General features: G+C 31.9%; 25 protein-coding genes. 11 read left to right on the top strand and 14 right to left on the bottom strand.

Annotation, left to right across the window (positions count from 1 at the left end; all coding sequences use genetic code 11):
* Window positions 1–25: 25 nt before the first annotated feature.
* The 3 genes from rplQ to eno all read left to right on the top strand — a co-directional run bounded on the left by rplQ (window position 26) and on the right by eno (window position 3,385).
* The gene (gene rplQ, locus DFQ10_RS16385) at window positions 26–499 is read left to right on the top strand and encodes a 50S ribosomal protein L17 (RefSeq protein WP_115818533.1); all 474 of its coding nucleotides are present in this window, start codon (window positions 26–28) and stop codon (window positions 497–499) included.
* A gap of 268 nt (window positions 500–767) precedes the next feature.
* The gene (gene carA / locus DFQ10_RS16380) at window positions 768–1,871 is read left to right on the top strand and encodes a glutamine-hydrolyzing carbamoyl-phosphate synthase small subunit (RefSeq protein WP_115818532.1); all 1,104 of its coding nucleotides are present in this window, start codon (window positions 768–770) and stop codon (window positions 1,869–1,871) included.
* A 218-nt stretch (window positions 1,872–2,089) separates the two neighbouring features.
* Entirely contained in the window at window positions 2,090–3,385 is a 1,296-nt protein-coding gene (eno, locus tag DFQ10_RS16375) for a phosphopyruvate hydratase (RefSeq protein ID WP_115818531.1), read from the top strand.
* Window positions 3,386–3,446: 61 nt separating this feature from the next.
* On the opposite strand, the gene DFQ10_RS16370 is transcribed toward eno, so the two are convergent.
* Window positions 3,447–4,205 carry a DUF481 domain-containing protein gene (locus DFQ10_RS16370; protein ID WP_115818530.1) on the bottom strand — a complete coding sequence of 253 codons (759 nt, stop codon included), beginning with the start codon at window positions 4,203–4,205 and terminating at the stop codon, window positions 3,447–3,449.
* A 174-nt stretch (window positions 4,206–4,379) separates the two neighbouring features.
* Between DFQ10_RS16370 and DFQ10_RS16365 the strand changes: the two genes are divergently transcribed.
* The 4 genes from DFQ10_RS16365 to DFQ10_RS16350 all read left to right on the top strand — a co-directional run bounded on the left by DFQ10_RS16365 (window position 4,380) and on the right by DFQ10_RS16350 (window position 9,703).
* Window positions 4,380–5,666: a citrate synthase gene (locus DFQ10_RS16365; RefSeq protein ID WP_115818529.1), complete on the top strand. Its 1,287-nt coding sequence runs from the start codon at window positions 4,380–4,382 to the stop codon at window positions 5,664–5,666.
* A gap of 149 nt (window positions 5,667–5,815) precedes the next feature.
* Entirely contained in the window at window positions 5,816–7,396 is a 1,581-nt protein-coding gene (locus tag DFQ10_RS16360) for an autotransporter outer membrane beta-barrel domain-containing protein (RefSeq protein ID WP_115818528.1), read from the top strand.
* A 31-nt stretch (window positions 7,397–7,427) separates the two neighbouring features.
* Window positions 7,428–8,726 (top strand): T9SS type A sorting domain-containing protein, encoded by a 1,299-nt coding sequence (locus tag DFQ10_RS16355; protein ID WP_115818527.1) that lies wholly within the window; start codon window positions 7,428–7,430, stop codon window positions 8,724–8,726.
* Window positions 8,727–8,791: 65 nt separating this feature from the next.
* The gene (locus DFQ10_RS16350; RefSeq protein WP_115818526.1) at window positions 8,792–9,703 is read left to right on the top strand and encodes a dimethylarginine dimethylaminohydrolase family protein; all 912 of its coding nucleotides are present in this window, start codon (window positions 8,792–8,794) and stop codon (window positions 9,701–9,703) included.
* Between the two features lies 1 nt (window position 9,704).
* On the opposite strand, the gene DFQ10_RS16345 is transcribed toward DFQ10_RS16350, so the two are convergent.
* The 6 genes from DFQ10_RS16345 to rsfS all read right to left on the bottom strand — a co-directional run bounded on the left by DFQ10_RS16345 (window position 9,705) and on the right by rsfS (window position 14,607).
* A complete protein-coding gene (locus DFQ10_RS16345) occupies window positions 9,705–9,971 on the bottom strand; it encodes an acyl-CoA-binding protein (protein ID WP_115818525.1) in 267 nt (88 codons plus the stop codon).
* Window positions 9,968–10,621 carry a phosphatidylserine decarboxylase family protein gene (locus DFQ10_RS16340; RefSeq protein ID WP_115818524.1) on the bottom strand — a complete coding sequence of 218 codons (654 nt, stop codon included), beginning with the start codon at window positions 10,619–10,621 and terminating at the stop codon, window positions 9,968–9,970. The genes DFQ10_RS16345 and DFQ10_RS16340 overlap by 4 nt, the downstream gene beginning before the upstream one ends.
* Window positions 10,611–11,432, bottom strand: coding sequence for a phosphatidate cytidylyltransferase (locus DFQ10_RS16335; protein ID WP_115818523.1), 822 nt, complete (start codon window positions 11,430–11,432; stop codon window positions 10,611–10,613). Before DFQ10_RS16335 ends, DFQ10_RS16340 begins: the two co-directional genes overlap by 11 nt.
* On the bottom strand, window positions 11,432–12,040 hold the full coding sequence (locus DFQ10_RS16330; protein ID WP_115818522.1) for an LUD domain-containing protein: 609 nt from the start codon (window positions 12,038–12,040) through the stop codon (window positions 11,432–11,434). Before DFQ10_RS16330 ends, DFQ10_RS16335 begins: the two co-directional genes overlap by 1 nt.
* A gap of 233 nt (window positions 12,041–12,273) precedes the next feature.
* Window positions 12,274–14,217 (bottom strand): ATP-dependent zinc metalloprotease FtsH, encoded by a 1,944-nt coding sequence (gene ftsH / locus DFQ10_RS16325; RefSeq protein WP_115818521.1) that lies wholly within the window; start codon window positions 14,215–14,217, stop codon window positions 12,274–12,276.
* An 18-nt stretch (window positions 14,218–14,235) separates the two neighbouring features.
* A complete protein-coding gene (gene rsfS, locus DFQ10_RS16320) occupies window positions 14,236–14,607 on the bottom strand; it encodes a ribosome silencing factor (RefSeq protein ID WP_115818520.1) in 372 nt (123 codons plus the stop codon).
* A gap of 93 nt (window positions 14,608–14,700) precedes the next feature.
* Here rsfS and DFQ10_RS16315 point away from each other — a divergent pair, with 93 nt between their 5' ends.
* The gene (locus tag DFQ10_RS16315) at window positions 14,701–15,432 is read left to right on the top strand and encodes a biotin--[acetyl-CoA-carboxylase] ligase (RefSeq protein WP_115818519.1); all 732 of its coding nucleotides are present in this window, start codon (window positions 14,701–14,703) and stop codon (window positions 15,430–15,432) included.
* Here DFQ10_RS16315 and DFQ10_RS16310 read toward each other — a convergent pair.
* Together DFQ10_RS16310 and pyrE are read right to left on the bottom strand one after the other, a co-directional pair.
* Entirely contained in the window at window positions 15,429–15,824 is a 396-nt protein-coding gene (locus DFQ10_RS16310; protein ID WP_115818518.1) for an SRPBCC family protein, read from the bottom strand. The genes DFQ10_RS16315 and DFQ10_RS16310 overlap by 4 nt on opposite strands.
* Before the next feature lie 82 nt (window positions 15,825–15,906).
* Window positions 15,907–16,551 carry an orotate phosphoribosyltransferase gene (gene pyrE, locus DFQ10_RS16305; RefSeq protein ID WP_115818517.1) on the bottom strand — a complete coding sequence of 215 codons (645 nt, stop codon included), beginning with the start codon at window positions 16,549–16,551 and terminating at the stop codon, window positions 15,907–15,909.
* Between the two features lie 120 nt (window positions 16,552–16,671).
* On the opposite strand from pyrE, the gene DFQ10_RS16300 reads away from it, so the two are divergent.
* Window positions 16,672–17,253: an NUDIX hydrolase gene (locus DFQ10_RS16300; protein WP_115818516.1), complete on the top strand. Its 582-nt coding sequence runs from the start codon at window positions 16,672–16,674 to the stop codon at window positions 17,251–17,253.
* A 98-nt stretch (window positions 17,254–17,351) separates the two neighbouring features.
* Here DFQ10_RS16300 and DFQ10_RS16295 read toward each other — a convergent pair whose 3' ends face one another.
* The 4 genes from DFQ10_RS16295 to DFQ10_RS16280 all read right to left on the bottom strand — a co-directional run bounded on the left by DFQ10_RS16295 (window position 17,352) and on the right by DFQ10_RS16280 (window position 22,663).
* Window positions 17,352–18,023, bottom strand: coding sequence for an N-formylglutamate amidohydrolase (locus DFQ10_RS16295; RefSeq protein ID WP_115818515.1), 672 nt, complete (start codon window positions 18,021–18,023; stop codon window positions 17,352–17,354).
* The gene (locus DFQ10_RS16290; RefSeq protein ID WP_115818514.1) at window positions 18,020–19,246 is read right to left on the bottom strand and encodes a glutamate-cysteine ligase family protein; all 1,227 of its coding nucleotides are present in this window, start codon (window positions 19,244–19,246) and stop codon (window positions 18,020–18,022) included. Before DFQ10_RS16290 ends, DFQ10_RS16295 begins: the two co-directional genes overlap by 4 nt.
* A gap of 3 nt (window positions 19,247–19,249) precedes the next feature.
* Window positions 19,250–20,695: a RimK family protein gene (locus DFQ10_RS16285; protein ID WP_115818513.1), complete on the bottom strand. Its 1,446-nt coding sequence runs from the start codon at window positions 20,693–20,695 to the stop codon at window positions 19,250–19,252.
* A 210-nt stretch (window positions 20,696–20,905) separates the two neighbouring features.
* Window positions 20,906–22,663: a M14 family metallopeptidase gene (locus DFQ10_RS16280; protein ID WP_115818512.1), complete on the bottom strand. Its 1,758-nt coding sequence runs from the start codon at window positions 22,661–22,663 to the stop codon at window positions 20,906–20,908.
* 39 nt (window positions 22,664–22,702) lie between these two features.
* Here DFQ10_RS16280 and DFQ10_RS16275 point away from each other — a divergent pair, with 39 nt between their 5' ends.
* Both DFQ10_RS16275 and ctlX read left to right on the top strand, forming a co-directional pair.
* Complete coding sequence (locus tag DFQ10_RS16275; RefSeq protein WP_115818642.1) at window positions 22,703–23,071, top strand: DUF7793 family protein; 369 nt, start codon at window positions 22,703–22,705, stop codon at window positions 23,069–23,071.
* Between the two features lie 64 nt (window positions 23,072–23,135).
* Window positions 23,136–24,068, top strand: a complete 933-nt coding sequence (gene ctlX / locus DFQ10_RS16270) for a citrulline utilization hydrolase CtlX (RefSeq protein ID WP_115818511.1) — start codon at window positions 23,136–23,138, stop codon at window positions 24,066–24,068.
* 49 nt (window positions 24,069–24,117) lie between these two features.
* On the opposite strand, the gene DFQ10_RS16265 is transcribed toward ctlX, so the two are convergent.
* The gene (locus tag DFQ10_RS16265; protein ID WP_115818510.1) at window positions 24,118–24,744 is read right to left on the bottom strand and encodes a chromophore lyase CpcT/CpeT; all 627 of its coding nucleotides are present in this window, start codon (window positions 24,742–24,744) and stop codon (window positions 24,118–24,120) included.
* Window positions 24,745–24,774: the final 30 nt, after the last annotated feature.

Raw genomic sequence — 24,774 nt, 5'->3', positions numbered from 1 at the left:
GTAGCAAGATGATAAAACAAATGTCATGAGACACGGAAAAAAATTCAATCACTTAGGAAGACAAACAGCACACAGAAAGTCAATGTTAGCAAATATGGCTTGTTCTTTAATAGAGCACAAGCGTATTAATACTACCGTTGCTAAAGCGAAAGCTTTAAAGCAGTTTGTAGAGCCTATGATTACAAAATCAAAAACTGATACAACTCACAACAGACGTATTGTTATGGCTAGACTAAGACAAACGGATGCTGTAACAGAATTGTTTAGAGATGTAGCACAAAAGATTGGTGATCGTCCAGGTGGATATACACGTATCATTAAATTAGGAAACAGATTAGGTGATAACGCTGATATGGCAATGATAGAATTAGTTGATTATAACGAAATCTACAATGCTGGTAAAGCACCTAAGAAGACAACTCGTAGAAGTAGAAGAGGTGGTAGCAAAGCTACTACAACTCCACCAGTGGAAACTAAAGCTTCAAACGAAGAAGAATAAATGTTAATAAGCATTGATAAATATAAAGGATAGACTGTTTCAGTTTATCCTTTTTTTTTGGATTTTTGCAAAGTTTAGATGAACAACTTGGGCGTTTCCCAACAAGTTTTTAAGAAAACTTATTCGGCCGCGCTTTCACTACTCGCTCTCTGCGAGGAGCTCAAACAGATCGTTCAATCGCTAACGCAAACCATAGGTTGTAAAAAGCCTGCAGAACAACGAGTACAAACATCGATTTAATAGCAATAAACGATTCAACACAACAACAATGAAATACAAACAAAGAAAAAAAGCCCTTATTCTTTTAGCAGACGGTACAATTTTTCATGGTAAATCCATAGGAAAAGAAGGTTCTGCTTTTGGTGAAGTTTGTTTTAATACTGGTACAACTGGTTATCAAGAAATATTTACGGATCCTTCTTATTATGGTCAACTTATGGTAACTACCAATGCACATATTGGAAATTACGGAATTAAAGAAGATGAAAGTGAATCTGAAGATGTTAAAATAGCAGGATTAATTTGTAAAAATTTCAGCTTTAATTATTCAAGACCAGCAGCAGATGGTTCTTTAGAAGAATTCTTCGAAAAGTATAATACATTAGCCATTGCAGATGTAGATACTAGAGCATTAGTGAGCTATATTAGAGATAATGGAGCAATGAATGCAGTTATTACTACAGAAGTTGATAATTTAGAATCACTAAAAAAACAATTAGCAGAATTACCTTCTATGAAAGGTTTAGAATTAGCTTCTAAAGTATCTACTAAAGAACCTTATTTCGTTGGTGATGAAAACGCAAAATATAAAATTGCAGCTTTAGATATTGGTATAAAGAAAAATATACTTAGAAACTTAGTCAGTAGAGATGCTTACGTAAAAGTATTTCCATATAATGCTAAGTTCGAAGATTTAGAGGCTTTTAATCCAGATGGTTATTTCTTATCTAATGGACCTGGTGATCCAGAACCTTTAGTAGACGCGCAAGCCTTGGCAAAAGAAATTATAGCCCACAATAAGCCATTATTTGGTATATGTTTAGGGCACCAGGTAATTGCTTTGGCAAATGGAATCTCAACTTACAAAATGCATAACGGTCACAGAGGGATTAACCATCCTGTTAAAAATTTAGTAACAGGTAAAGGTGAAATTACATCTCAAAATCACGGATTCGCTATTAATAGAGAAGAAACGGAAGCAAATAGTAACGTAGAAATTACACATGTGCATTTAAATGATAATACAGTTGCAGGTATCAAACTAAAGGATAAAAATTGTTTTTCTGTGCAGTATCATCCAGAGGCAAGTCCTGGTCCAAACGATTCACTCTATCTGTTTGATCAATTTATAGAGAATATTAAAAATAATTAAGTTTATAAAATACCAAAAACGCAATAAAACACCTTTTTTATTGCGTTTTTTTAGTTACGAAAACATTATAGTAAATAGTAATCATAAATATGATTTTTGTTATGTTTTAAGCAGTAGATTTTCGTAAATTTGGGTAACATAAAAGCTTGTATTTACTGATTTATTTCAGAACTGAAGTCTTTTATTTTATTAATTAAAGTTAACTAAAATTAAAAATAATGAGCATTATAATCAATGTACACGCAAGACAAATTTTAGATTCTAGAGGGAATCCAACAGTAGAAGTTGATGTTACTACAGAAAACGGTATTATGGGTAGGGCAGCAGTACCATCTGGTGCATCTACAGGAGAGCATGAAGCTGTTGAATTACGTGATGGTGGTGATACTTACATGGGAAAAGGAGTATTAAAAGCCGTAGAAAATGTAAACTCTACAATTGCTCAAGAGTTATTAGGTGTTTCTGTTTTTGAACAAAACGCTATTGATCAAATGATGATTGAATTAGATGGTACAAAAAATAAATCTAAATTAGGTGCTAACGCTATTTTAGGTGTATCACTTGCTGTAGCTAAAGCAGCAGCTAATGAATTAGGTATGCCATTATATAGATACGTTGGTGGTGTTTCTGCCAATACGTTGCCATTACCTATGATGAATATCATTAACGGTGGCTCTCATAGTGATGCTCCAATTGCATTTCAAGAGTTTATGATTATGCCTGTTAAAGCTAAAAACTTTACACATGCTATGCAAATGGGAACTGAGATCTTCCATAATCTTAAAAAAGTATTACACGATAGAAATTTAAGTACAGCAGTTGGTGATGAAGGTGGATTTGCACCAAACTTACCAGGAGGTACAGAAGATGCTTTAGATACTATTAAAAAAGCAGTAGAGAAGGCTGGATACAAATTTGGTGAAGATGTAATGATCGCTTTAGATTGTGCTGCAGCTGAATTTTACAAAGACGGAAAATACGATTATACACTTTTTGAAGGTGATAAAGGTGTAGTAAGAACAAGTAAAGAACAAGCTTCATATCTTGCTGAATTAGCTTCTAAATACCCTATTATTTCTATTGAAGACGGTATGGATGAAAACGATTGGGAAGGTTGGAAAGATCTTACTGAACAAATTGGAGATAAAGTACAATTAGTAGGTGACGATTTATATGTAACTAACGTAGAGCGTTTATCTCGTGGTATTGAAAATGGTATTGCTAATTCAATTTTAATTAAAGTAAACCAAATTGGTACTTTAACAGAAACTATTGCAGCAGTAAACATGGCTCATAATGCAGGTTATACATCTGTAATGTCTCATAGATCTGGTGAAACAGAAGATAATACTATTGCTGATTTAGCTGTAGCATTAAACTGTGGTCAAATTAAAACAGGATCTGCTTCTCGTAGTGATCGTATGGCAAAATACAACCAGTTATTACGTATAGAAGAAGAATTAGGAGATGTTGCATATTTCCCTGGAGCAAATGCTTTTAAATTGAAAGCATAATATTATTTTAACTACTTATTGAAAACCATCTAAAAAAATAAATTTTAGATGGTTTTTTTATTTAATCAAACGTATAAACAATTCCATTTGTCAATTCGTACTGTGTTTTAGGAATACCAATAATTGGATTGGCATCAAAATTATATGTAAACGTTGTTTTAAATAGTAAGTTTTTCAAAATTTTGATACCTATAGACGTTTCATTAGAAATTCTAAAATCAGAAAATTGCTTCAATAAGGGTTGGTAATATGTTGTACTCACTAAAGATATATTTTCTAAAGGATATAAACTACAAGAAAAGTATGTGCTTCCTCTGAAATCTCTTAATACTTCTATGGAGTTTTCCGAAGCTTCTTCATGTTCAAACATAAAGAGTGTACCTAAATATAGTCTATAATTATCACTTTTAGAAAGTTTAAAACGTGGGCCAATACCTAATAATCCTCTAAATTTTATATCAGAAATAGCATCATATTGGCTTTGAGCAAAGACCTCTACTTTTAAGCGATTCACAATTTTTCTATTGTACCTAATATGCTGAATCCCTTTATTTACAAATGAGTTATCTTCAATTTTATCTAATTTAACATCATTTACAAACAAATACAAGTTCTTATCTGTGTTGTATTGAAGTCTAATTTTATTGCTAATTTTAAAAATAGATTTTGTGTTTTTTATGAGCCCAACATCTAAGTTTGTCGCAACAGACCATTTAGAGGTGTCAGATACACGCCTTAATGATTCTACATTTACAATTTGAGCATAATTAATATGGTAACCTAGAATTGAAAAAAAAACGATTAAAATAAAGTGTTTCATACTGCAGAAATGAATGCAAAAATAGTTCGATTTTTTAGCTTAAAGGTTTAAAAATACTAGCATTTCTAAACTTCTATTTGTAAATGTTAAAACGGTTATAAATCTACTTTCGAAATCGTTTGAGATTTCGTAAATTTACATTCCTTAAAAATTATTAAAATCCGAAAAGAAAATATGTCAGATAAAGCTACATTAGAAATTAATGGTGAAAAGTACGAGTTACCAATTATAATTGGAACTGAACAAGAAGTCGCTATTGATATAAAAAGTTTAAGAGGTGAAACAGGTGGTGTTATTACTTTAGATCCAGGTTATAAGAATACAGGAAGTTGTGAAAGTTCTATTACATTTCTAGATGGTGAAAAAGGCATCTTAAGGTATAGAGGTTATTCTATTGAAGAACTTGCTGAAAAGGCTAGCTTTTTAGAAGTAGTTTATCTTCTTATTTTTGGGGAATTACCAAATAAAGAAACATTAGATAAGTTTCATGAAGATATAAAGTCGCATTCAGTTGTAGATGATGATTTAAAAAAGATATTAGATGCTTTTCCAAAATCAGCACATCCGATGGGTGTTTTATCTTCATTAACTAGTGCACTTACCGCATTTTACCCATCATCTGTAGATGTAGCGTCAGAAGAAGCTATGTATAATTCTATAGTAACAATTTTAGGTAAATTCCCTGTTATTGTGGCTTGGACCATGCGTAAAAAACAAGGTTTACCTTTAGAATATGGTGATGACAAATTAGGTTATGTTGAGAACATCTTAAAAATGATGTTTAAAAGCCCAAATGGTGATTACATACAGAATCCAATTCTCGTAAATGCTTTAGATAAACTTTTAATTTTACATGCAGATCATGAGCAAAACTGTTCTACATCTACAGTGAGAATTACAGGTTCATCACATGCCGGACTTTTTGTGTCATTGGCATCAGGTATCTCAGCACTTTGGGGACCATTGCATGGAGGAGCTAATCAAGCTGTTTTAGAAATGTTAGAAGCAATTAAAGCAGATGGTGGTGATACTAAAAAATACATGGCAAAAGCAAAGGATAAAAACGATCCTTTCCGTTTAATGGGATTTGGTCATAGAGTTTACAAAAACTTTGATCCTAGAGCACTTATTATTAAGCAAGCTGCAGAAGAAGTGTTAGCCGATTTAGGAATAGAAGATCCTATCTTAGATATCGCTAAAGGATTAGCAAAAGAAGCTTTAGAAGATTCATATTTTGTAGATAGAAAATTATATCCAAATGTAGATTTCTATTCTGGTATCATTTATAGAGCTATGGGAATTCCTGTAGAAATGTTTACAGTTATGTTTGCATTAGGACGTTTGCCAGGTTGGATAGCACAGTGGAAAGAAATGCGCACGCGCAAAGAGCCAATTGGTCGTCCAAGACAGTTATATATAGGTGAAACATACAGACCTTTTACAACAATTGATAAGAGATAAATTATTATAATATTTCTATAAAAGCTTCATAATCTTGTTATGAAGCTTTTTTTTATCCTATAAATATTTTAAGAAAAAATTATTTGTAATAATTTTTTCTTATCTGAAAATCATTATATTTAAGGGAACAATTTAAAAATCAAACTATTATGAAAACAAAAAAACTTTTTTTACTATTGGTTATGTTCCAATTTGGAGAATTTGTAACTAGTAATGCTCAAACTACAGAAACTACAAATGCAGTATCTGCTGGAAGTTATTTAGGAACAAGTACTAATATACCTGTAGAATTTAAATTTAATGGTGTATATGCAGGATTAATAACTCATCAAAATACTTTTTATGGAGTTTCTGCGGGGACTACAGAATCTAATTCTGGTAATTATGAGTTTAATTCTGCGTTCGGCGAGGAAGCCTTGTCTGCTTTTAATGCAGCTAATAGTATTAAATATAATTCAGCATTTGGGGCTAGAGCATTGCAAAATAATCTTAGTACTGGTAATAGTGCATTTGGTGGTCTTGCTTTGCAAAATAATACTACTGGATATTTTAATACTGCATTAGGACATCAAGCTTTACTTAGTAATACTTCTGGTTATAATAATATAGCAATAGGTTATAGGGCTATGGAAAAGAACACAACTGGAAAAGGAAATATTGGTTTAGGTAGTGATGCTTTAAAGTGGTTAGACGGAGGGACAAACAATATAGGTATTGGGAATTCATCTCTTTGGGGTTTGATCGGTAATAATAATAAAGATAATTTAGCATTAGGTACTCTCGCAGGAAGATATTTAACACAGGGCTCAGATAATGTACTTATTGGGTCACGAATAAATTTTCATACAGGTCCTTCAACAAGTATAAGAGCAGGAAATGACACTAGTAACACTCTTGTATTAGGTAGTAATGGTGATCAAAGAATATTTATTCATAGTAATGGTTATACAGGTGTTGGGTTAGGTAATAATGTTATACCTCAAAATATATTAGAATTGGGTAATGGGATTAGTGGTACATCAGGATTACGTTTTAGAAATTACACAAGTGCTAGTCCAACTGTTGCACCAAATGGATTTGTATTAACTTTAAATACAGATGGAGACGTTGTTTTAACGACAGACCAAGGAACAGGAGGTTCTACACTAATTAATGCAGGTACGAACATTAATGTAACAGGTAATGGTTCTGCTGCGACACCTTTTGTAATTAGTTCTACAGCTAGTAACGATAACATATATACAACAGATGGAACTTTAGCAGGTAATAGAATAGTAACCATGAATAATAATCGTTTAATGTTTGATACAGATAACAGTGGAGCCATATATATTGGTGATAGAAATGATATTGCAAATAATAATAATTTCCCTATGATGAATGACTCATACAGATTATTTGTTGAAGGTGGTATCCTTACTGAAAAAGTAAAAGTAGCATTAAGAAGTACAGCTAATTGGGCGGATTTTGTTTTTGAAAATGATTACAAGCTACCATCATTAAGAGAAGTTGAAGCTTTTATTAAAAAGAATAAGCATTTACCAGGTATTGAATCTGCAGATGAGTTAGTAGAAAATGGTCTAGACTTAGCAGATATGCAAGCAAAACAAATGCAAAAAATTGAGGAGTTGACGCTTTATACCATAGAGCAAGATAAGGTTCTAAAAAGGCAAAGTGATGAGATAGAAATTCTTAAGGCGCAAGTGAAAGCTATACTTGAGCGTCAATAAATGATATAAGTTTAATTTAAAATATTTAATTATGAAAAACTTATATAAATTTATTGCTGCGACGCTAGTAATATTGTCTATTAGTTCTGAGGTTTTTTCTCAAAACTATATAACTTGGATTAATACAGGTGGAGTAATTACAGGAACAGATGGAGCTGGAATAACGGTTAATCTGAGTTTATCTGCAGGAGCTAATCAATTTATCTTCAATTTACCAGCTAATCAACAAGCAAATCTAGTTGTAACTGGTGCTAACACTTTTTCGACTCGTGGACCTAATAACAACCCACCATCTAGAAATTTAATATTCACTTTCAATCGGCCAGTTATTGTAACTAGATATAATATGGCAGATATTGATTTAGGAAGTCAATGGAATGATTCTTTCAATTTTACAAATATTAATTATGCGAATTCAACTTCTACTAATTGTAATGCTAATACAACTGGGGTCATTGCAACTACGGATTTAGGTGCTAGTGCAGAATTTGCTTCTTGGTTTTGCTCAAATCCTGTAACAACGTTTTCCTTAAATTATTTTGGAAACAATAATAATTTGACTCATGCGTATTTAGGGTACTCAATGGAAGTAATTGCAGTTCCATTATTAGATGCTATTTGTATGAATGATCCGCCTCCACCTTTTCCAACAATAGGAAATGGTATTATTGGTAATTGGTTGCCAACAACGATTGATACAAGTATTGCTGGTACTAGCAGTTATACGTTTACACCAAATGCAGGCCAAGCCTTGCAGTGTCCCATTAATATGGATGTAACTATAGTTGATGATTGTTGTCTTCCTAATTTGACATCTAGCATGCCAATTAATTCAATGGTGCAAGAAGAAAGAGATTTTTGGATTAGTTCATCTGATGTAATAACGTTCTCTGATGGGATAATTGGAAATGGAGTTGTTTATCATGCAGGGAATTTTGTAGAGTTAACAGAAGGGTTTGATGCTGTTACAGGATCTCAATTCACTGCTTATCCTCAAGGTTGTTCAGGAAATTATCAGTATCGACAGCCGAATGAAAATAGTGAAATTAATTTAAAGGGTTTTTCAGAAACCTATATTGTTAACGAAAACCATAATGTTTTTGACATTGTCGTGGATAAATCTGGTGGATTTATTGAAATTCCAGAGATTAATCTTGATATAGATAAAATCACCATTTATTCGCTTTCAGGACAAATTCTTTATGTAGGTGGCTTGGAAGATAAGATATCTACTAGAGTTAGTATTAATGCATTTGATACTGGCGTATATATTGCTGTTTTATCAACTAAATCTGGATATACTTTTTCACAAAAGTTCATCAAAAAATAATATATCAATTCATATTTTAGAAAGCATCATTATATTTAATGGTGCTTTTTGTATTTTCGTGAACTATGAAATTAAACATTCAAAACGAAACGTCTCGTCTAAAAGCTGTTATTTTAGGTATAGCAGAAAGTATTGGTCCAGTTCCATCATTAGAAGATGCTTACGACCCTAAATCAGTTCAGCATATAAAAGCTGGTACATATCCTAAAGAAAGTGATATGGTAAAGGAAATAGAAGCTGTAGCTGCTGTGTTAAAAAAATATGGAGTAAAAGTCTATAGACCAAAAGTAATTAAGGATTATAATCAGATATTTTCTAGAGATATTGCCTTTGTTATTGAAGATAAATTAATAGAAGCGAATATTCTACCCGATCGCGAGCGTGAGTACGAAGCTATTCAGCATGTCTTATATGAAATAGGAGAGGAGAATATTATTGTATTGCCAGAAGAATGCCATGTAGAAGGTGGTGATGTAATGCCTTGGAATGATTATATTTTCATAGGCACGTATTCTGGCGAGGATTATTCCGATTACATTACAGCAAGGACAAATATGGATGCTGTTATTGCTATTCAAGAATTATTTCCTAATAAGACAGTTAAAGCTTTTGAGTTAAGAAAGTCTAATACAGATCCAAAAGAAAATGCCTTACATCTAGATTGTTGCTTTCAACCAATAGGAAAAGATAAAGCGATTCTTCATAAAAACGGTTTTTTAATTGAAAAGGAATATCAGTGGTTAGTTGATTTCTTTGGTAAGGATAATATATTCGAAATTACAAAAGAAGAAATGTATCATATGAATAGTAACATCTTTTCTATTTCGGAAGAGGTTATTATTTCTGAAAAAAACTTTACAAGATTAAATACTTGGTTAAGGGAAAAAGGATTTACTGTTGAAGAAGTACATTATTCTGAAATAGCGAAACAAGAAGGTTTATTACGCTGTTCTACATTACCTTTAATAAGAGAATAAATTATTTACGATACAAAAAGTAGTTAGTAACAAGGTTGATATACTCTTGTTTAGCTTCATCCCTTGTAATATCTTTTACTTGGAATAGTGCATTGGCTTTAAATGCATTAATAATTGGTTTACGACTACTCGGTCGATCATAATTATTCGTTGCTTTTTTATAATAGGCATAGAGGCGCAGTAAGAAATCTGCAGGAAAAGGTTCTGTATGATCGTTTACACGATCTACGGCTGCAATAAATTCTATGTCTAATTCCTCTGATGTCATTTAATTTCTGCAATGATACTTTCTCCGCCTTTAACTTTCTGGTTAAGCTCTACTTTAATATCTGCATCTAAAGGTAAGAATAAATCAACACGCGACCCAAACTTTATAAATCCAGAGTCAGCACCTTGTTCTACTTTATCATTTACTTTTGCGTAGTTAACAATTCGTCTTGCAAGCGCACCAGCAATTTGTCTATACAGTATTTTTCCAAAGTATTCATTTTCTACAACTACAGTTGTACGCTCGTTTTCTTCACTTGCTTTTGGGTGCCAAGCTACTAAATATTTCCCTGGGTGATATTTGCTAAAAGTAACGTTACCTGAAATTGGATAGCGCGTTACATGAACATTAATAGGTGACATAAAAACTGAAACCTGAATACGCTTATCCTTAAAAACTTCATTTTCTTCTACTTCTTCGATAACAACAACTTTACCATCAACAGGAGATAAAGCCTGTTTGTCATTGACATGTGTATTTCGTTTTGGGTTTCTAAAAAATTGTAAAATTAAAATGAAGAATACTAGTATGGCTAGCATTAGTCCCTTACGAATCCATTCGTTTGTAATAAATTCATCTATTAAAAAAAATGAACCTACAACTAGGACTAGTGTAATAAATATAATTTTATGACCTTCTTTATGAAACATGAGTTGAAATTCTTAAAAATAAATAAATAAACGGTGAAGCAAATATAATACTATCTAATCTATCTAGTAGTCCACCGTGTCCTGGCATAATAATACCGCTATCTTTAACACCTGCTTGACGCTTAAACTTAGATTCAATTAAATCACCAAAAGTACCTAAAACACTAACCACAATTGCTAATATTAACCAAGGTGTAAATCCAAGTGTTTCTGTGTAGTTTGCAATAAAATGACTAGAAATACAGGCAAAAAATAAGCCACCTAAGAACCCTTCTATTGTTTTTTTTGGTGATATGCTCGGAAATAATTTTTGTTTCCCAAAGTTTTTACCAACCAAATAAGCTGCACTATCATTAACCCAAATAAGTATAAATCCTCCTAATAATAATTCTGGCGTAAATACATAATTGTAATTTGCAATTAGCAGCATAAAAACAAAACCACTCGATAAATAGAACGTAGAGGCAATATAGCGTTTAACTTTAAAAAGAGGAATTCTCTTTGAAGTAAATAAATCTTTAATTAAAATTAAATTTACAAATATGGTAATGACTAATAAAATTTGAATGGCTTCATCATTAAAAGATATATCCGTGTTTTGAATACACATATACCAAAATCCTCCGTATATAATAACGAAAATGATGTATTGAATGAATGATTTAAGTTTAATGAGGTTGCTAAATTCAGATAGAGATATAATACCAAATATAGCAATTAGAATAATAGAAGCTTCTTGTACAAATAAAGAACCTATAAGTAGTAATACATATACAGCACCAGAAATGGCTCTTATAGCTACCTCTTTCATTATAGATCTTCTAATAAAAGTAAATATAGGTTTTTAGAACTGCTGCCATAAGTTAAAAAGTCTTTGTCGTCAGCTGTTTTAAAATGCTTAATGGTAGTGATGTTTGTAGGTATAGTTACTTTATTTTTTGCTTTTATACCTTTAAGACCTTCGCCAATGGTTTCTACAAACTGGCTAGTTGTGGCATAAATTATAAAGTGATCTGGTAGTTCAATTAATTTTTTTTCAGCAATTTGATTCGATGAAATCAATAAAGAACCATCATCAGAAATTAAATATTCACAAGTGGATAAAAAATAAGTGCTTTCTGATAGTTTTTTTGTGCTGTTAAGATTAAAATTTTTAAATAATTCCGTTAAACGTTGATCAAATAGAAAGACTTTATCGTTTTGCCAATTATTTTCTTTCAAGATAGCATCAAAGCTTTCTTTTACTTCATCAAAATTTTCGCAATATAAAAATTTACCACCATTAGCTTTAAAGTTAATAGTAAAGCGTTCATCTACAGGTAGCTTAACTTCGGGCATATATTTGCCTCGCTCTTGATTTGGTATGTGTTCTTCAGTCTGTTCAGACTTTTTTCCGAAGAATTTACGAAATAAGCTCATTCAATAGTTGCTATTAATCCTGTCGTTTATGTTATTTTCAAATATAAAAAAACTTAAATTAACATTGGGTTAATTTAAGTTTTTTATATGAACTCATTTAAAGTTTTGTTTTTAGTGGAAAACTATCACTTTGAGAAGTTAAATTCTCGCTATTATGAACTCTATGGTGTAATAATAAAGCCAATATAGAACAGTGAAATTTTAAATGAATTCTATCTTATTATAAGAATTATTTATTCTTCCTCTTCGCTAATAATAGCTGAATTTTCAAAAGCACGTTTTCCAAAGATTTTTTCAAGATTATCTTTGAAAATAACTTCTTTATCTAAAAGTACTTCTGCCAATTCTGTAAGCTTATCTTTATTTTTCTCTAATAATGCAATAGCACGTTGATATTGTTTTTCAATAATATCTGAGATTTCTTGATCAATTAGCTCAGCTGTTTTTTCACTATATGGTTTTGTGAATCCATATTCAGATTGCCCTGAAGAATCATAATATGTTAAGTTACCTACTTTGTCACTCAAACCATAAACCGTCACCATAGCTCTAGCTTGTTTGGTTACTTTTTCTAAGTCACTTAAAGCTCCAGTAGAAATTTTATCAAAAATTACTTTTTCAGCAGCTCTTCCACCTAAAGCGGCACACATTTCATCTAGCATTTGTTCTGGGTGAACAATTAAGCGTTCTTCTGGTAAATACCATGCAGCACCTAAAGAACGTCCTCTAGGTACAATAGTTACTTTTACTAAAGGAGCAGCATGCTCAAGCATCCAACTTACAGTTGCATGACCAGCTTCATGGAAAGCAACAGCTCTCTTTTCTGCTGGAGTAATAATTTTGTTTTTCTTTTCTAAACCTCCAATAATTCTATCTACCGCATCTAAGAAATCTTGCTTGTTTACAGCTTTCTTTCCTTTTCTCGCAGCAATTAAAGCTGCTTCATTACAAACGTTGGCAATATCTGCACCAGAGAAACCTGGTGTTTGTTTTGCTAAGAAATCGATATCTAAGGTTTCTTCTTTTTTAAGTGGACGTAAATGCACTTCAAAAATTTCTTTACGCTCTCTTACATCTGGAAGATCTACATAAATTTGACGGTCAAAACGACCAGCTCTCATTAATGCACTATCTAAAACATCAGCTCTGTTGGTTGCCGCTAATACAATAACATTTGTATTGGTACCAAAACCATCCATCTCTGTTAAAAGTTGGTTTAGCGTGTTTTCGCGCTCATCATTAGAACCAGACATGTTATTCTTTCCTCTTGCTCTACCGATAGCGTCAATCTCATCAATAAAAATAATTGATGGTGATTTCTCTTTAGCTTGTTTAAATAAGTCTCTTACTCTAGATGCACCAACACCAACAAACATCTCTACAAAATCTGATCCAGATAAAGAAAAGAATGGCACTTGCGCTTCACCAGCAACAGCTTTAGCTAATAAGGTTTTACCCGTTCCTGGAGGTCCTACTAATAAGGCTCCTTTAGGAATTTTACCACCTAATGAGGTGTATTTTTCTGGGAATTTTAAGAAGTCTACAATTTCTTGTACTTCTTCTTTTGCGCCTTCTAAACCAGCAACATCTTTAAATGATGTTTTGGTATCTATTTTTTCGTCAAAGAGCTTAGCTTTAGATTTTCCGATATTAAAAATCTGTCCGCCAGCGCCTCCGCCTCCGCCTCCAGACATACGTCTCATAATAAAGATCCATACACCAATGATTAAAACAAAAGGTAATAATGTGAGTAATAAATCTCCCCAAACATTTTGTTCTGAATCAAATGCTACATTAACATCAACATTATCTTCTGCTTTGATTTTAGCGATTTCTTCTTGAAATAATTTTAAATCACCAAACTCAAATTGATAGTTAGGAGCTGTTGCAACTGCAGGTAATAACGATTTTGGCTTCGATTTCTTATGTACGTCTTGTTCTTGAGCTTCTTTAGTTAAATAGACTCTTGCAATACGGTTGTTAATGATTTCAACCTTTTTTACGTCACCGTTTTTTAGATATTGAAAAAACTCTGCTGGTGTAGTTTTACTACCAGACGTATCTCCAAAACCACCAGAAAACAGTTGGATTGCTAAGAATACAGCTATAATTATTCCGTAAATCCAATAAGGACTTACCTTCGGTTTTTTATTTAAATTTTTATTGTCTTTTGCCATTATAAGCGTTTCTCTTTTTTAGTAACTCGTTTCTATTTGGGTGATTTTAGCATCTCCCCAAAGACCTTCAATATCATAGTATTCTCTTATCTGTTTTTGAAACACATGTACTACAACATTAACATAGTCCATTAAAACCCATTCAGCATTGTCGGTACCCTCAATATGCCAAGGTTTGTCTTTAAGTGCTTTGCTAACTTGTTTTTGTATGGATCCAACGATTGCGTTTACTTGCGTATTTGAAGAACCTTCGCAAATTATAAAATAGTCACAAACCGTATTTTCTATCTCTCTTAGGTCTAAAATTGTTATCTCTTTTCCCTTTACTTCTTCGATGCCACCAATTATACTTGTTATAAGTTGATCTACAGGGATTTTATCTTTTGTCATTAAATTGTATTAATTTTTGCAAAGTTATTATTTTTTTAGTTCTTTTAAGCTCTAATTGTCATAAGAAAACTATAAAATATAATTGCCTAGTTAATGTATATAATCAAACTTGATGCCATTGCTTCTACAAATACTTATCTAAAGGATTTGGCATCAGTTACGTTACCCAAAGATTATACCATTGTTGTTGCCGAAAAACAAACACAAGGTAGAGGGCAAATGGGAGCGGAATGGCACTCTGAAAGCGGTAAAAACCTCACTGCGAGTGTGTTTAAAAAATTGCCTTCTATTAATGTTGGCGATCAGTTTTATATTAGTATGACTGTTTCTTTGGCAATCTTCAAAGCTTTAAGTGTCTTTAAAATACCTCAATTACGTATTAAATGGCCTAACGACATTTTGTCAGCAGACACTAAATTATGTGGTATATTAATAGAAAATGTCATAAAAAATAATAGTCTTCAAGGTTCAATAATTGGATTTGGGCTTAATTTAAATCAGAAATTTTTTGATAATTTACCAAATGCGTCCTCAATGAGTTTGCTCACTGGAGTAATTTATAATAAAGATGAAGTGCTTTTTGAAGTATTAAAGCAGTTGAGAGTTTATTTTAATTTATTAGAATCAAAAAAACACGCTGAAATAAAATTAGAATACGAAAGTCTTTTATTTAGAAAAGAAAAGCCCTCAACTTTTAGAACATCTAAAGATGAGAGCTTTTCTGGTATTATTAAAGGTGTTACTGATTATGGACACCTTAAAGTTTGGACGGAGGATGAACTGATTAAAACTTTTGATTTAAAAGAAATAATGCTATTATTTTAAATCTCAGTTTTCATATTAGTTACTAAAGTCTCTATAAATTTACTAATAGGACCTTTAATCATCATGGCCATCATGGCGTTGAATTCTCCTTCGAAATTTAATTTTACGTCTGTTTTATTTGGCTCAATTTCAGTAATATCTGCAATTAGCGCAAAGTCTAATTTTCCGCCAGCAGCTCCTAAAACAATTTTGTTATTCGCTACAGCTTCCTTTTTCTTTAAAATAATTTCTGGCATTCCTTTTAATGCGAATAGAAATTTGTCATTTTCTAAAACTTCAAATTTGCTAATATTATCAGGCATTAGGCTTTCAAAATTTTTAACATCAGATAGAAAATTAAAGGTTTCTTCTGCCGATTTATCTAAAGTTACTTTTGGTGATTCTAAATTCATTGTTATAATGTTATGTTGTTTTTGTTTGTCGTTAAGTTTTAACTATACAGCTAAACGACTCAACAATCTTATGATACTTATATCAATTAGCGTTCCATTTACTAGGATTAGCATTCCATTGTGCTAAAATGTCTTGTTGCTCTTTGGTGATATAAAAAGTGTCTACGGCTTGTTCTAAGAGGTTTTCGTAATTGCCAAGGGTGTGTAATTCTACATTGGCATCTTTAAAATTCTTAGTGGCAATATCAAAACCATAAGAAAATATAGCAACCATACCTTTAACGTTAACTTCTGCTTCATTTAGTGCTTTCACAGCATTGAGGCTGCTCATTCCTGTACTAATTAAGTCTTCTACTACAACTACGGTTTGCCCTTTTTTAATATAACCTTCAATTTGGTTTTGGCGACCGTGTTTTTTAGCTTCAGGTCTTACATAAATAAAAGGAAGATTTAAATAGTCTGCAACTAAAGCACCAATACCAATAGCACCTGTGGCAACACCAGCAATAACGTCTGGTTTGCCATAAAGTTCTTCAATATTTCTGGCTATAGTTTCTCTAATATAATTTCTAATTGTTGGAAATGATAACACAACTCTGTTGTCACAATAAATTGGTGATTTCCATCCAGAAGCCCATGTGAAGGGGTCGCTAGGTTGCAATTTTATAGCATTAATTTGCAGTAAAACTTCTGCTGTTTTTTTGGCAGTATCTTTGTTAAAAATCATGATACAAAAATAATGAAATTTAAAGTTTAGAAAATTTTAATCGAAAATAAATTTCATTTCAAATACTTTGTCGTAAAAAATAATATTTTTACAAAAGGAATGCTGAAACAAATCCAAACGATGTACACTATTTATGTAGGCGATAAACCTATTATTTTAACTACAGAAAACACAAAGGAAACTGATTTTAAATCCTTTCTTTTAAAGTCGGTAAATATTGGTAAGGTTATTAAGACCTTAAACAATACAGATTTAAAAGCGGTGCACTTAATTCATAAGAATGAGGATAAACTGCTTAAAAAGTTTTTGACACTTTTGCCTAATGTCGTTGCTGGTGGAGGAAAAGCTTACAACTCAAAAAACGAAATTCTTTTTATTTACAGAAATGATAAATGGGATTTACCTAAGGGTAAAGCCGAACGTAAAGAAACTATAGAACAAACTGCGATACGTGAAGTAGAAGAGGAGACAGGCGTGCAAGGTTTAAAAATCGTAAAACCATTACCTACTACATATCATATTTTTAAGCGTAATGGTAAGCATAGAATCAAAATAACCTATTGGTTTGAAATGAAAACAGATTTTGAAGGAGAGTTGTTTCCACAAGAAAACGAAGGTATTACTAAGGTAGAATGGTTAGATGCTAAGGCATCTCAACAAGCTTTGGAGAATAGTTATGCTAATATTCGCATTTTAGTTTAGTGACATTAATGGTTTAAAACTATCAGTATTACAATTTTTTTATATCTAAGTCTAGATAACTGTAACTTGAAGTTTTTATGAATTTAGTGTGGTTAGAATTAGTAATCTAAAGCGTTATAAACAGTCTGTTTTAATTTTGAATCCATACTGTTTTGTTTTGCAAACTTTTGGTTCAACTCAATCTCAATTCCTAAGTAATTATTAGGAAATTGCTTCCTTAAATAGGTCGTGAATCCATCCGCTTTTCCTAAATAAGGATAATTGAATCTTACATTTAAGTTAGAATCTTGTTTTAAAAGATCTGTTTTCAATTGTTTGCAATACTGTTGCTCTTGTTTTTTAGCGGAATCATATAATAAACCTATATCACAATGTCTTTCTTCACCATTAAAAATTGGTGTAAAACTATGAATAGACAGGTGTAGAACGGTTTCACCGTTTTCAGTATAACTTTTAATGTTATTTTCAACTGCAATTCGGTAGGGTAAATAGTACTGTTTTAAAATTTTAGTTTTCTCATCTTTAGATACGTTTTTTGTAAACTCTGAAAATAAATTTTTATGATGTAATGAACGATTCAGTTCTACCAATAACCGACTTGTTGTATTATAAAATGAGGCATCAGACAAAGGTTTTAAATATTGAAATACATCTAGTGTTCCCAAATCATAAGCACGATGCGTCTTTAAAACGGCTTTATTATTGAATTGTTTGTTATAATTATCAGGAATGTCATTTCCTCCATGTTCACAAGTTAAAACGAGTTTCATGGTTGAAATAACGTATTGGTTTTTAAACAATTTTGCATCTCACGATACACTGAAATAATGTGTGCTTCGGAAGTATTATTACCAATCGATTTTAATATACGTGTTGCTAAAGTGCCTTCTTCTAAAATAAACTCAATAGCTTCGTAATGCGATTTGTGCAACTTTGGTTTTACGGCTAGATATAACTGTTTCCAAACGTCATTTACAGTTGAAACTTTTTTAATTCCAAATAACTCTAAATACTCAAGATTTATAATTTCTGAGTTTTCAGCATGTTTTATGGCGTCATTAAAAATAGGAAACAATTCTTCTTTAGTCCATCGTTTTTGAGCCTCAAGCGAACAAAAGTCTTTATTGACTAAAGCTTTTAAAACTGCAATAACAAGCGCGCAAATAGCGATATCTGCTTTTGGACATTCTTGAATATCCATTAATCTAATTTCAATAGCACTGCGATCAAAACGAGCAATAGCACCTCGAGAATTTAAAAAATGTTGATCTAAAATCTTATCCTTATCAAAAGGTCTAATCGCTTTTTTTATAGGTTCAAAAATCGTTGCATAATAATCTAATTTCGAAAATACACGCTCAGGAATTACCATCCCTGTTAATTCAGGAATCTCTTTCTGATTGGTTTTGTAAAACTCTAATCGTGTGTCCTTAAAACCCGTAATTTTTCCTTCTAAAATTGGTGAGCTTGCACAAAGACCAGGTAATAATGGTAAAATAATTCTAATTGCAGCATGCAGTTTTTCAAATTCTGTATCGTCATAAAACGGTAAATTAATATGTGTGCTTTGTACATTGCTCCAACCATGACCTTTACAGTTAAAAATGGTGTTATATAATGCATATACTTCGCTATAACTGTGTTTCCAAAGTTCAGTATCTGTATCTGGATGCATTAACGGATGCGATGCAGAACCTAATAGTTGCAGATTTAAGGGGAGTAAAAGCGCATCGATTTCTAAGATATTGGCATGAAATTTTTCAGCTAAGTCATCGGTATTTTTTGTTGGACCATTGGTTTTTAGCTCAATAACGTGTGCCACCAATTCGTTACTCCAAGCGATGTCTCCATTTTCAATATCAGCCTTTAATTCTCCTGCTTTACTAGATAGAAGTTCATCTACTTGTGGTGCCACTTTAAAGCTGTCATTTTTTACAAGCATATATTCGAGTTCTATGCCATAGACATCGAATAAGTGATATGGTTTTTTCATTGATTACGTTAAGCGTTTTTTTAATGCCGTAAGAATTTCGGTATAAACAGCATCACCATAATAAGCGTCTTCTACACCAAAATCTATATTTGGGTTGTCATTTATTTCTATGACCATCAGTTTATCTTCTACCACTTTTATATCGATGCCATAAAGCCCTAATCCCATTAATTTGGCAGATTTTAGTGCTATATCAATAACGTTTTTTGGAACATCTTCTATAGGTAAACAATCGGCATCTCCATCTTGTTCATTTTTGTCAGTTGCTTTCCAATTATAAATCTGCCAATGGCCTTTTGCCATATAATATTTACAGGCATAGAATGGTTTGTTGTCTATAATACCAATGCGCCAATCATAATCCGAAGGGCAAAACTCTTGCGCAATTATTAAGTCGGATTCCTTTAGCATCTCCGTAACTAAAGTGTCATATTCCTCTTTGTTTTTTGCTTTTTTTACGCCAAAAGAAAATGTAGAATCAGGTGCTTTTAAAACACAAGGTAATCCGGTTTGTTCTAAGACCACATTTCGGTTATTGATGTGAACAATTACGGTTTTTGGTGTGCCAATGTTGGCATTATTCATGGCTTCAGCCATATACACTTTGTTGCAACATTTTAAAATAGCATCCGGATAATCAATTATGGCAATACCTTCTTGCTGTGCTTTTCGAGCAAACGTGTAAGCTTCATTGTTTACTTCTGTACTTTGTCTTAAAAACAAAGCATCAAAAGAGGATAAGCGTGATAAATCTTTAGGCTCAATAATTTCGGCATAGATATTCATCTTTTCTGCAATCTCTACAAACTTTTTTAAGGCTTTAGGATTGCTTGGAGGTGCAGGATCGTTAGGGTTAACCAATATGGCTAAATCGAAATCGTAATTATTAACCTTAGCCGTATCATACCGTTTTTTTGAGAAATATTGATTAGCAAATTCATGTACGCTAGATATATGTTCTTTAGGGATTTCAGATTCAGAAATGGCTTTAATACCCTGTATGTTCCATTTTGTGTTATGATTAAAATTAACACGTAAAAATGGGACTTGAAAGTGCTTATAAAAAAGGGCGCTCAAGTTTTTGTATTTCTGTGCGACGTTTTGCCCAAAATAAATGCTCAAAGTAAAATCTTGCGATTTTATATTCTTTAGGCTTTGCTGAATAACATCATCAAATTCATCAGAAACAATTCTGACTAATTTTAAAGCCTTGAGATCTACAATGTTTTTTGTTGTTGGAATTGGTAAGTGACCTCTGGCTTCTGCCAAAAGTGAAACGTAATAGCCTTTGGATTGGTATGAGTAGTCCTTGCATAAATTGAAAATTCGTGCGTTTTTTAATAAGGAATACTTAGGATTTGTAAGATAATCTTGAGAGGAAATTACGGTGATATTATCAATTGAAAAATTCCATTTTTCAGGTTGATTAACAACAATGTATTTGTTCATTTAGAGCGCGTTACGCTATTATAATTTTAAACAAAATTATACTATTTTTTGATTGGTTTTACAAAGAGGATTAAATAATTATTCGAGATAATTTTTCAGCAAATTTGTTTAACTTTTTACATGAAATATCTGTTTCATATTACGAGTTAGGCAATCTCTTTTTGGTAAGAAACTAAAGCTAAATTATTTAAAAAACTGAAAAATCAAGTTCTAATTAATGCGATAAATTGGATACTGCAAATGAGCAGTTTCATAATACTTACTTTGTTTGTGTAACCAGTCTAGTTGCGCATACCAATTATTTGCAAAATCTTCATCATAACTAATTTTTACATTGTATTCTATTTGAAGTTTTGGATTTTCATCTAATAGTTGCTTTGCTTTGTCTTCCCAAACATAAGGGGAAAAGCCTTCTTTTTGTTGTAAAATGGTATCGAAGAAATTCCAGTTAAAAAAGGAATCAGTAGCAGAAGGTTCTAACGTTTCCAATAGATAACGTATACCTTTTTGGTTAGTAGAAATGAGATAATCTCCTTTTCTAAATTTAACCTTTTCATTTGATGTATTTACGTTTGTATTGTAATGCGCGTAATGACCTTCATATGGAGACTTTTTTGTTTCAAATGCTCCTATTTTATAAGATTGGACATTAAGAATGGTATCGTTTTTAAATTGTGTGAATGCAACATTGTTCAACTTTAATAAATCAATGACATTGTGCCAACCTTGTGGAATTATATATGCATTCGGTATAATGATAGAATCTGTTGCTTTGAAATAATTTTGATATGAAACATCTTTAGTAAATGGTTTTGATTGATCATATTTTAAACGTTTGGCTCCAGTAAATTCACTCGGAATCATTTCACCTTCGTAACCTTTAAATTTAAGAGTAGATGTTTGGCTTGTATCTACCGCCCAAGTTAATGGATAGTTGTTTCCGGCTGACCATAATTTGGTTTGTGCTTGTCTAAGCTGTGTGATTTTTTCTCCTTGTTCTTCGGTAATTTCAATCATGCTTTTCATTAATTCATATGTCCCTTCTACACGCTGTTTATATGGTTTTAGCATATGTGTTTCTACCATCATACCAAGTGTGTTAAACAAGGTTGTATAACCGGTAGAGTACCTTGGAGAGTCTAAAAATTGTGTAAATCCAGAATCTGGTGTGCGATTAAAAACATTAACATAAGGAGTAATATCCCAGGATTTTACTTCTAGTTTCTGTTCTAATGTCGGCATTATTTCTGTATGCAAAAATTCACCAAGCTGACCACTCAGTTTATTGTGTTGTGTGAATAAATGCGTCAATGTATATTGATAATCCGCTCCATTACTAACGTGATTATCAATAAACACATCAGGTTGTACCAAATGAAAAATTTGAGCAAATGTTTTTGCGTTTTTTGTGTCGGCTTTTATAAAATCTCTATTCAAATCATAGTTTCTTGCGTTGCCTCTAAAACCGTATTCTTTTGGACCATTTTGGTTGGTTCGTGTTGTAGAGTTTCTATTCAAACTGCCGCCTACATTGTAAATGGGTATTGTTACCAAAACAGTGCTTTTTGGTGCGTCAATTTTTCCCTCTGCCAAGTCTCTATAAAGCATCATTGTCGCATCAATACCATCGGATTCACCAGGATGAATGCCATTATTTATCAATACGATTCTGTTGTTTTGTCTAAGATTTTCAAAATCATCACCAGAACCTTTCATGTTTAAAGTGACCATATGAAGTGGTTTCCCGGAATCTGTAGCTCCAATTTCTTTGATTGAAATTTCAGGATAACTGTCCGCTAAATCATTATAGTATTTAATAGTTTCTTGGTAAGTTGCTGTCTCCAAGCCTTTACTTTTTTCAAAAACGGTAGTGAAATCTATGACACTTTTTTTCTGTCCCGATTTTTTTTCTTCAGTTGTATGATTGCACGAGTAAATTATCAAGAAAAGGAAGACGAGTTTTTTCATTATTATATATTTGTCCTAAAATTACTTATATTTATTGATATGAAATCACATCAATTAAGCTTTGGCGAAATTATTATTATAAAGCCTAATCTCGCAGAAGTTATAATTAATGACGAAGTTTTAATGGATATAAAAATGGTTGATGAATATCATGCCTTTTTGTTAACTCATTTAGAAGCTCCTTTTTCTCTCCTTGTAAATAAAAAGTTTTCGTATGCCTATACGTTTGAAGCACAAAAAACTATTGCAACTTTAAAAGAAATTAAAGCTATGGCTGTTGTTGTAGAAGGATTTAATGCTAAAGTGTCTACTAATTTTTTAATAAGTATTAATAAAGAACATAAGTGGAATATTAAAACCTTTAGATTAAGAAGTGAAGCCTTAGAATGGTTAGAAAATGAAGATTAATTTTATGATTGTTTTCGATTCAAAAAACAATAACTTTGCATAAGTTTTATCACTCCTTATTTTTATGCAACAAACTACAAATACCATATTAATGATTCGTCCTGTAAGTTTTAGGATGAACGAACAAACGGCTGTTAATAATTATTTTCAAGAAGATTTGGATTTAAAAAATGCCGAAATAAATATAAAAGCACAAGAAGAGTTTGATGCTTTTGTAAAAAAATTACGCTCAGTGGGTATTGATGTGGTGGTTGAGGAAGATGATAAATTAAATGATACACCAGATTCTATTTTTCCAAATAATTGGGTGAGTTTTCATGGTAATGGTGATGTTGCTAAGTACCCAATGTTTGCAGAAAACAGAAGACGCGAACGTAGAGATGAAGTTTTTATTAGGTTGGAAGAAGAAGGTTTTGTTATTGAAAACATTATCGATTATACGTCTGCAGAACATGAAGGTATATTTTTGGAAGGTACCGGAAGTATGGCTTTAGATCGAAAAAATAGAATTGCGTATTGTGCTTTATCTGCTAGAGCTGATGAAGAGTTGTTTATTGAATTCTGCGAAGATTTTGAATATACACCTGTAATTTTTACAGCGAACCAAACTGTAGAAGGGAAGCGCTTACCGATTTATCATACCAATGTAATGATGTGTTTGGCTGAAACGTTTTCGGTGATTTGTCTAGATACTATTGATGATAAAAAAGAGCGTAAAAATGTAGTAAAACATTTAAAACAAGATGGTAAAGAAATTATTTCTATAACTGAAGCTCAAATGCATCAGTTTGCAGGAAATATGCTTCAACTTAGAGGTAAAAATGAGCAGCGTTATTTAGTGATGAGTGAAGCTGCATTTAAAAGTTTAACACCTAATCAAATTGCTAGTATTGAGAAACATTGTCCTATTATCTCAAGTTCTTTAGAAACGATTGAAACTTGTGGTGGTGGTAGTGCGCGTTGTATGATGGCAGAGGTATTTCTTCCAAAAAAATAAAGCTATTGTTTGGTTGCTCTAAAAGAAGAATTAGTTTTTTGTGTAATTGTTAATCGATTTTATTAAAAATATAACCCGCTTTTTCTGCTCCCCAAACGTATTCTCCATTGGCATCAAAACCACGATCCCAAGAAATAATTTTGTCTTCTAATATTTCTACTTCACTTCGTGCATAAGAAGCTCCTCTCATGGTGCTTATACAAGTGTCATCTCCTGTTTTTCCGATAAATTGATTTGGAGCTATGCGCTTAAGAATAACTTCGCAACCTTCTTTTAAAGCAATATTATTTAAAGAGATAGAATCAAAAGCTTTTGGATTTTTCCATTTACCAATCCATAGAGAATCCACATCTAACTTGTATATAGCAGAACTAAATGTGCTGTCTGAGTCTCTTTTAACTTCGTATATGCGCTGGCGATAAGGTTTCTTTGGCGTGCTTGTTAGAGCCTGTTCTACATAAAGAAAATGGCCTTTATTTTCCCAAATGGGATACATGTGTAATGAAATATTGTAATATGTAGAATCTACTTCTGCTTGAATTTCAGAATTAAAAGACCCTTGCATTAGAGCAAATAATTCTTTGAGTTCACTATCTTCTTTAACTTCGGGTTTGGTATTATTTTTACAATTGAAAACTAGTGATAAAATAATAATTAAAGGAAAAAAGTGCTTCATAAAACTTTAGTTTAGAAGCTAAATATATGT

This window comes from Winogradskyella eximia (assembly GCF_003386165.1).
Classification (GTDB): Bacteria; Bacteroidota; Bacteroidia; order Flavobacteriales; family Flavobacteriaceae; genus Winogradskyella; species Winogradskyella eximia.
The sequence above is the reverse complement of the archived record's forward strand: the minus strand, read 5'-3'. Positions and strand labels throughout refer to the sequence as shown.

Excerpts from the sequence above, each read along its gene's own strand:
- DFQ10_RS16355 (WP_115818527.1), top strand. The coding sequence starts at position 7,428 with ATGAAAAACTTATATAAATTTATTGCTGCGACGCTAGTAATATTGTCT.
- pyrE (WP_115818517.1), bottom strand. The coding sequence starts at position 16,551 with ATGATTTTTAACAAAGATACTGCCAAAAAAACAGCAGAAGTTTTACTG.
- DFQ10_RS16340 (WP_115818524.1), bottom strand. The coding sequence starts at position 10,621 with ATGTTTCATAAAGAAGGTCATAAAATTATATTTATTACACTAGTCCTA.
- DFQ10_RS16345 (WP_115818525.1), bottom strand. The coding sequence starts at position 9,971 with ATGACATCAGAGGAATTAGACATAGAATTTATTGCAGCCGTAGATCGT.
- rplQ (WP_115818533.1), top strand. The coding sequence starts at position 26 with ATGAGACACGGAAAAAAATTCAATCACTTAGGAAGACAAACAGCACAC.
- DFQ10_RS16295 (WP_115818515.1), bottom strand. The coding sequence starts at position 18,023 with ATGAAACTCGTTTTAACTTGTGAACATGGAGGAAATGACATTCCTGAT.
- DFQ10_RS16350 (WP_115818526.1), top strand. The coding sequence starts at position 8,792 with ATGAAATTAAACATTCAAAACGAAACGTCTCGTCTAAAAGCTGTTATT.
- DFQ10_RS16310 (WP_115818518.1), bottom strand. The coding sequence starts at position 15,824 with ATGAATTTAGAATCACCAAAAGTAACTTTAGATAAATCGGCAGAAGAA.
- DFQ10_RS16265 (WP_115818510.1), bottom strand. The coding sequence starts at position 24,744 with ATGAAGCACTTTTTTCCTTTAATTATTATTTTATCACTAGTTTTCAAT.
- carA (WP_115818532.1), top strand. The coding sequence starts at position 768 with ATGAAATACAAACAAAGAAAAAAAGCCCTTATTCTTTTAGCAGACGGT.
- ctlX (WP_115818511.1), top strand. The coding sequence starts at position 23,136 with ATGCAACAAACTACAAATACCATATTAATGATTCGTCCTGTAAGTTTT.
- DFQ10_RS16360 (WP_115818528.1), top strand. The coding sequence starts at position 5,816 with ATGAAAACAAAAAAACTTTTTTTACTATTGGTTATGTTCCAATTTGGA.
- DFQ10_RS16275 (WP_115818642.1), top strand. The coding sequence starts at position 22,703 with ATGAAATCACATCAATTAAGCTTTGGCGAAATTATTATTATAAAGCCT.
- ftsH (WP_115818521.1), bottom strand. The coding sequence starts at position 14,217 with ATGGCAAAAGACAATAAAAATTTAAATAAAAAACCGAAGGTAAGTCCT.
- DFQ10_RS16315 (WP_115818519.1), top strand. The coding sequence starts at position 14,701 with ATGTATATAATCAAACTTGATGCCATTGCTTCTACAAATACTTATCTA.
- DFQ10_RS16365 (WP_115818529.1), top strand. The coding sequence starts at position 4,380 with ATGTCAGATAAAGCTACATTAGAAATTAATGGTGAAAAGTACGAGTTA.
- DFQ10_RS16370 (WP_115818530.1), bottom strand. The coding sequence starts at position 4,205 with ATGAAACACTTTATTTTAATCGTTTTTTTTTCAATTCTAGGTTACCAT.
- DFQ10_RS16290 (WP_115818514.1), bottom strand. The coding sequence starts at position 19,246 with ATGAAAAAACCATATCACTTATTCGATGTCTATGGCATAGAACTCGAA.
- DFQ10_RS16335 (WP_115818523.1), bottom strand. The coding sequence starts at position 11,432 with ATGAAAGAGGTAGCTATAAGAGCCATTTCTGGTGCTGTATATGTATTA.
- DFQ10_RS16330 (WP_115818522.1), bottom strand. The coding sequence starts at position 12,040 with ATGAGCTTATTTCGTAAATTCTTCGGAAAAAAGTCTGAACAGACTGAA.
- DFQ10_RS16285 (WP_115818513.1), bottom strand. The coding sequence starts at position 20,695 with ATGAACAAATACATTGTTGTTAATCAACCTGAAAAATGGAATTTTTCA.
- eno (WP_115818531.1), top strand. The coding sequence starts at position 2,090 with ATGAGCATTATAATCAATGTACACGCAAGACAAATTTTAGATTCTAGA.
- DFQ10_RS16280 (WP_115818512.1), bottom strand. The coding sequence starts at position 22,663 with ATGAAAAAACTCGTCTTCCTTTTCTTGATAATTTACTCGTGCAATCAT.
- rsfS (WP_115818520.1), bottom strand. The coding sequence starts at position 14,607 with ATGACAAAAGATAAAATCCCTGTAGATCAACTTATAACAAGTATAATT.
- DFQ10_RS16300 (WP_115818516.1), top strand. The coding sequence starts at position 16,672 with ATGTACACTATTTATGTAGGCGATAAACCTATTATTTTAACTACAGAA.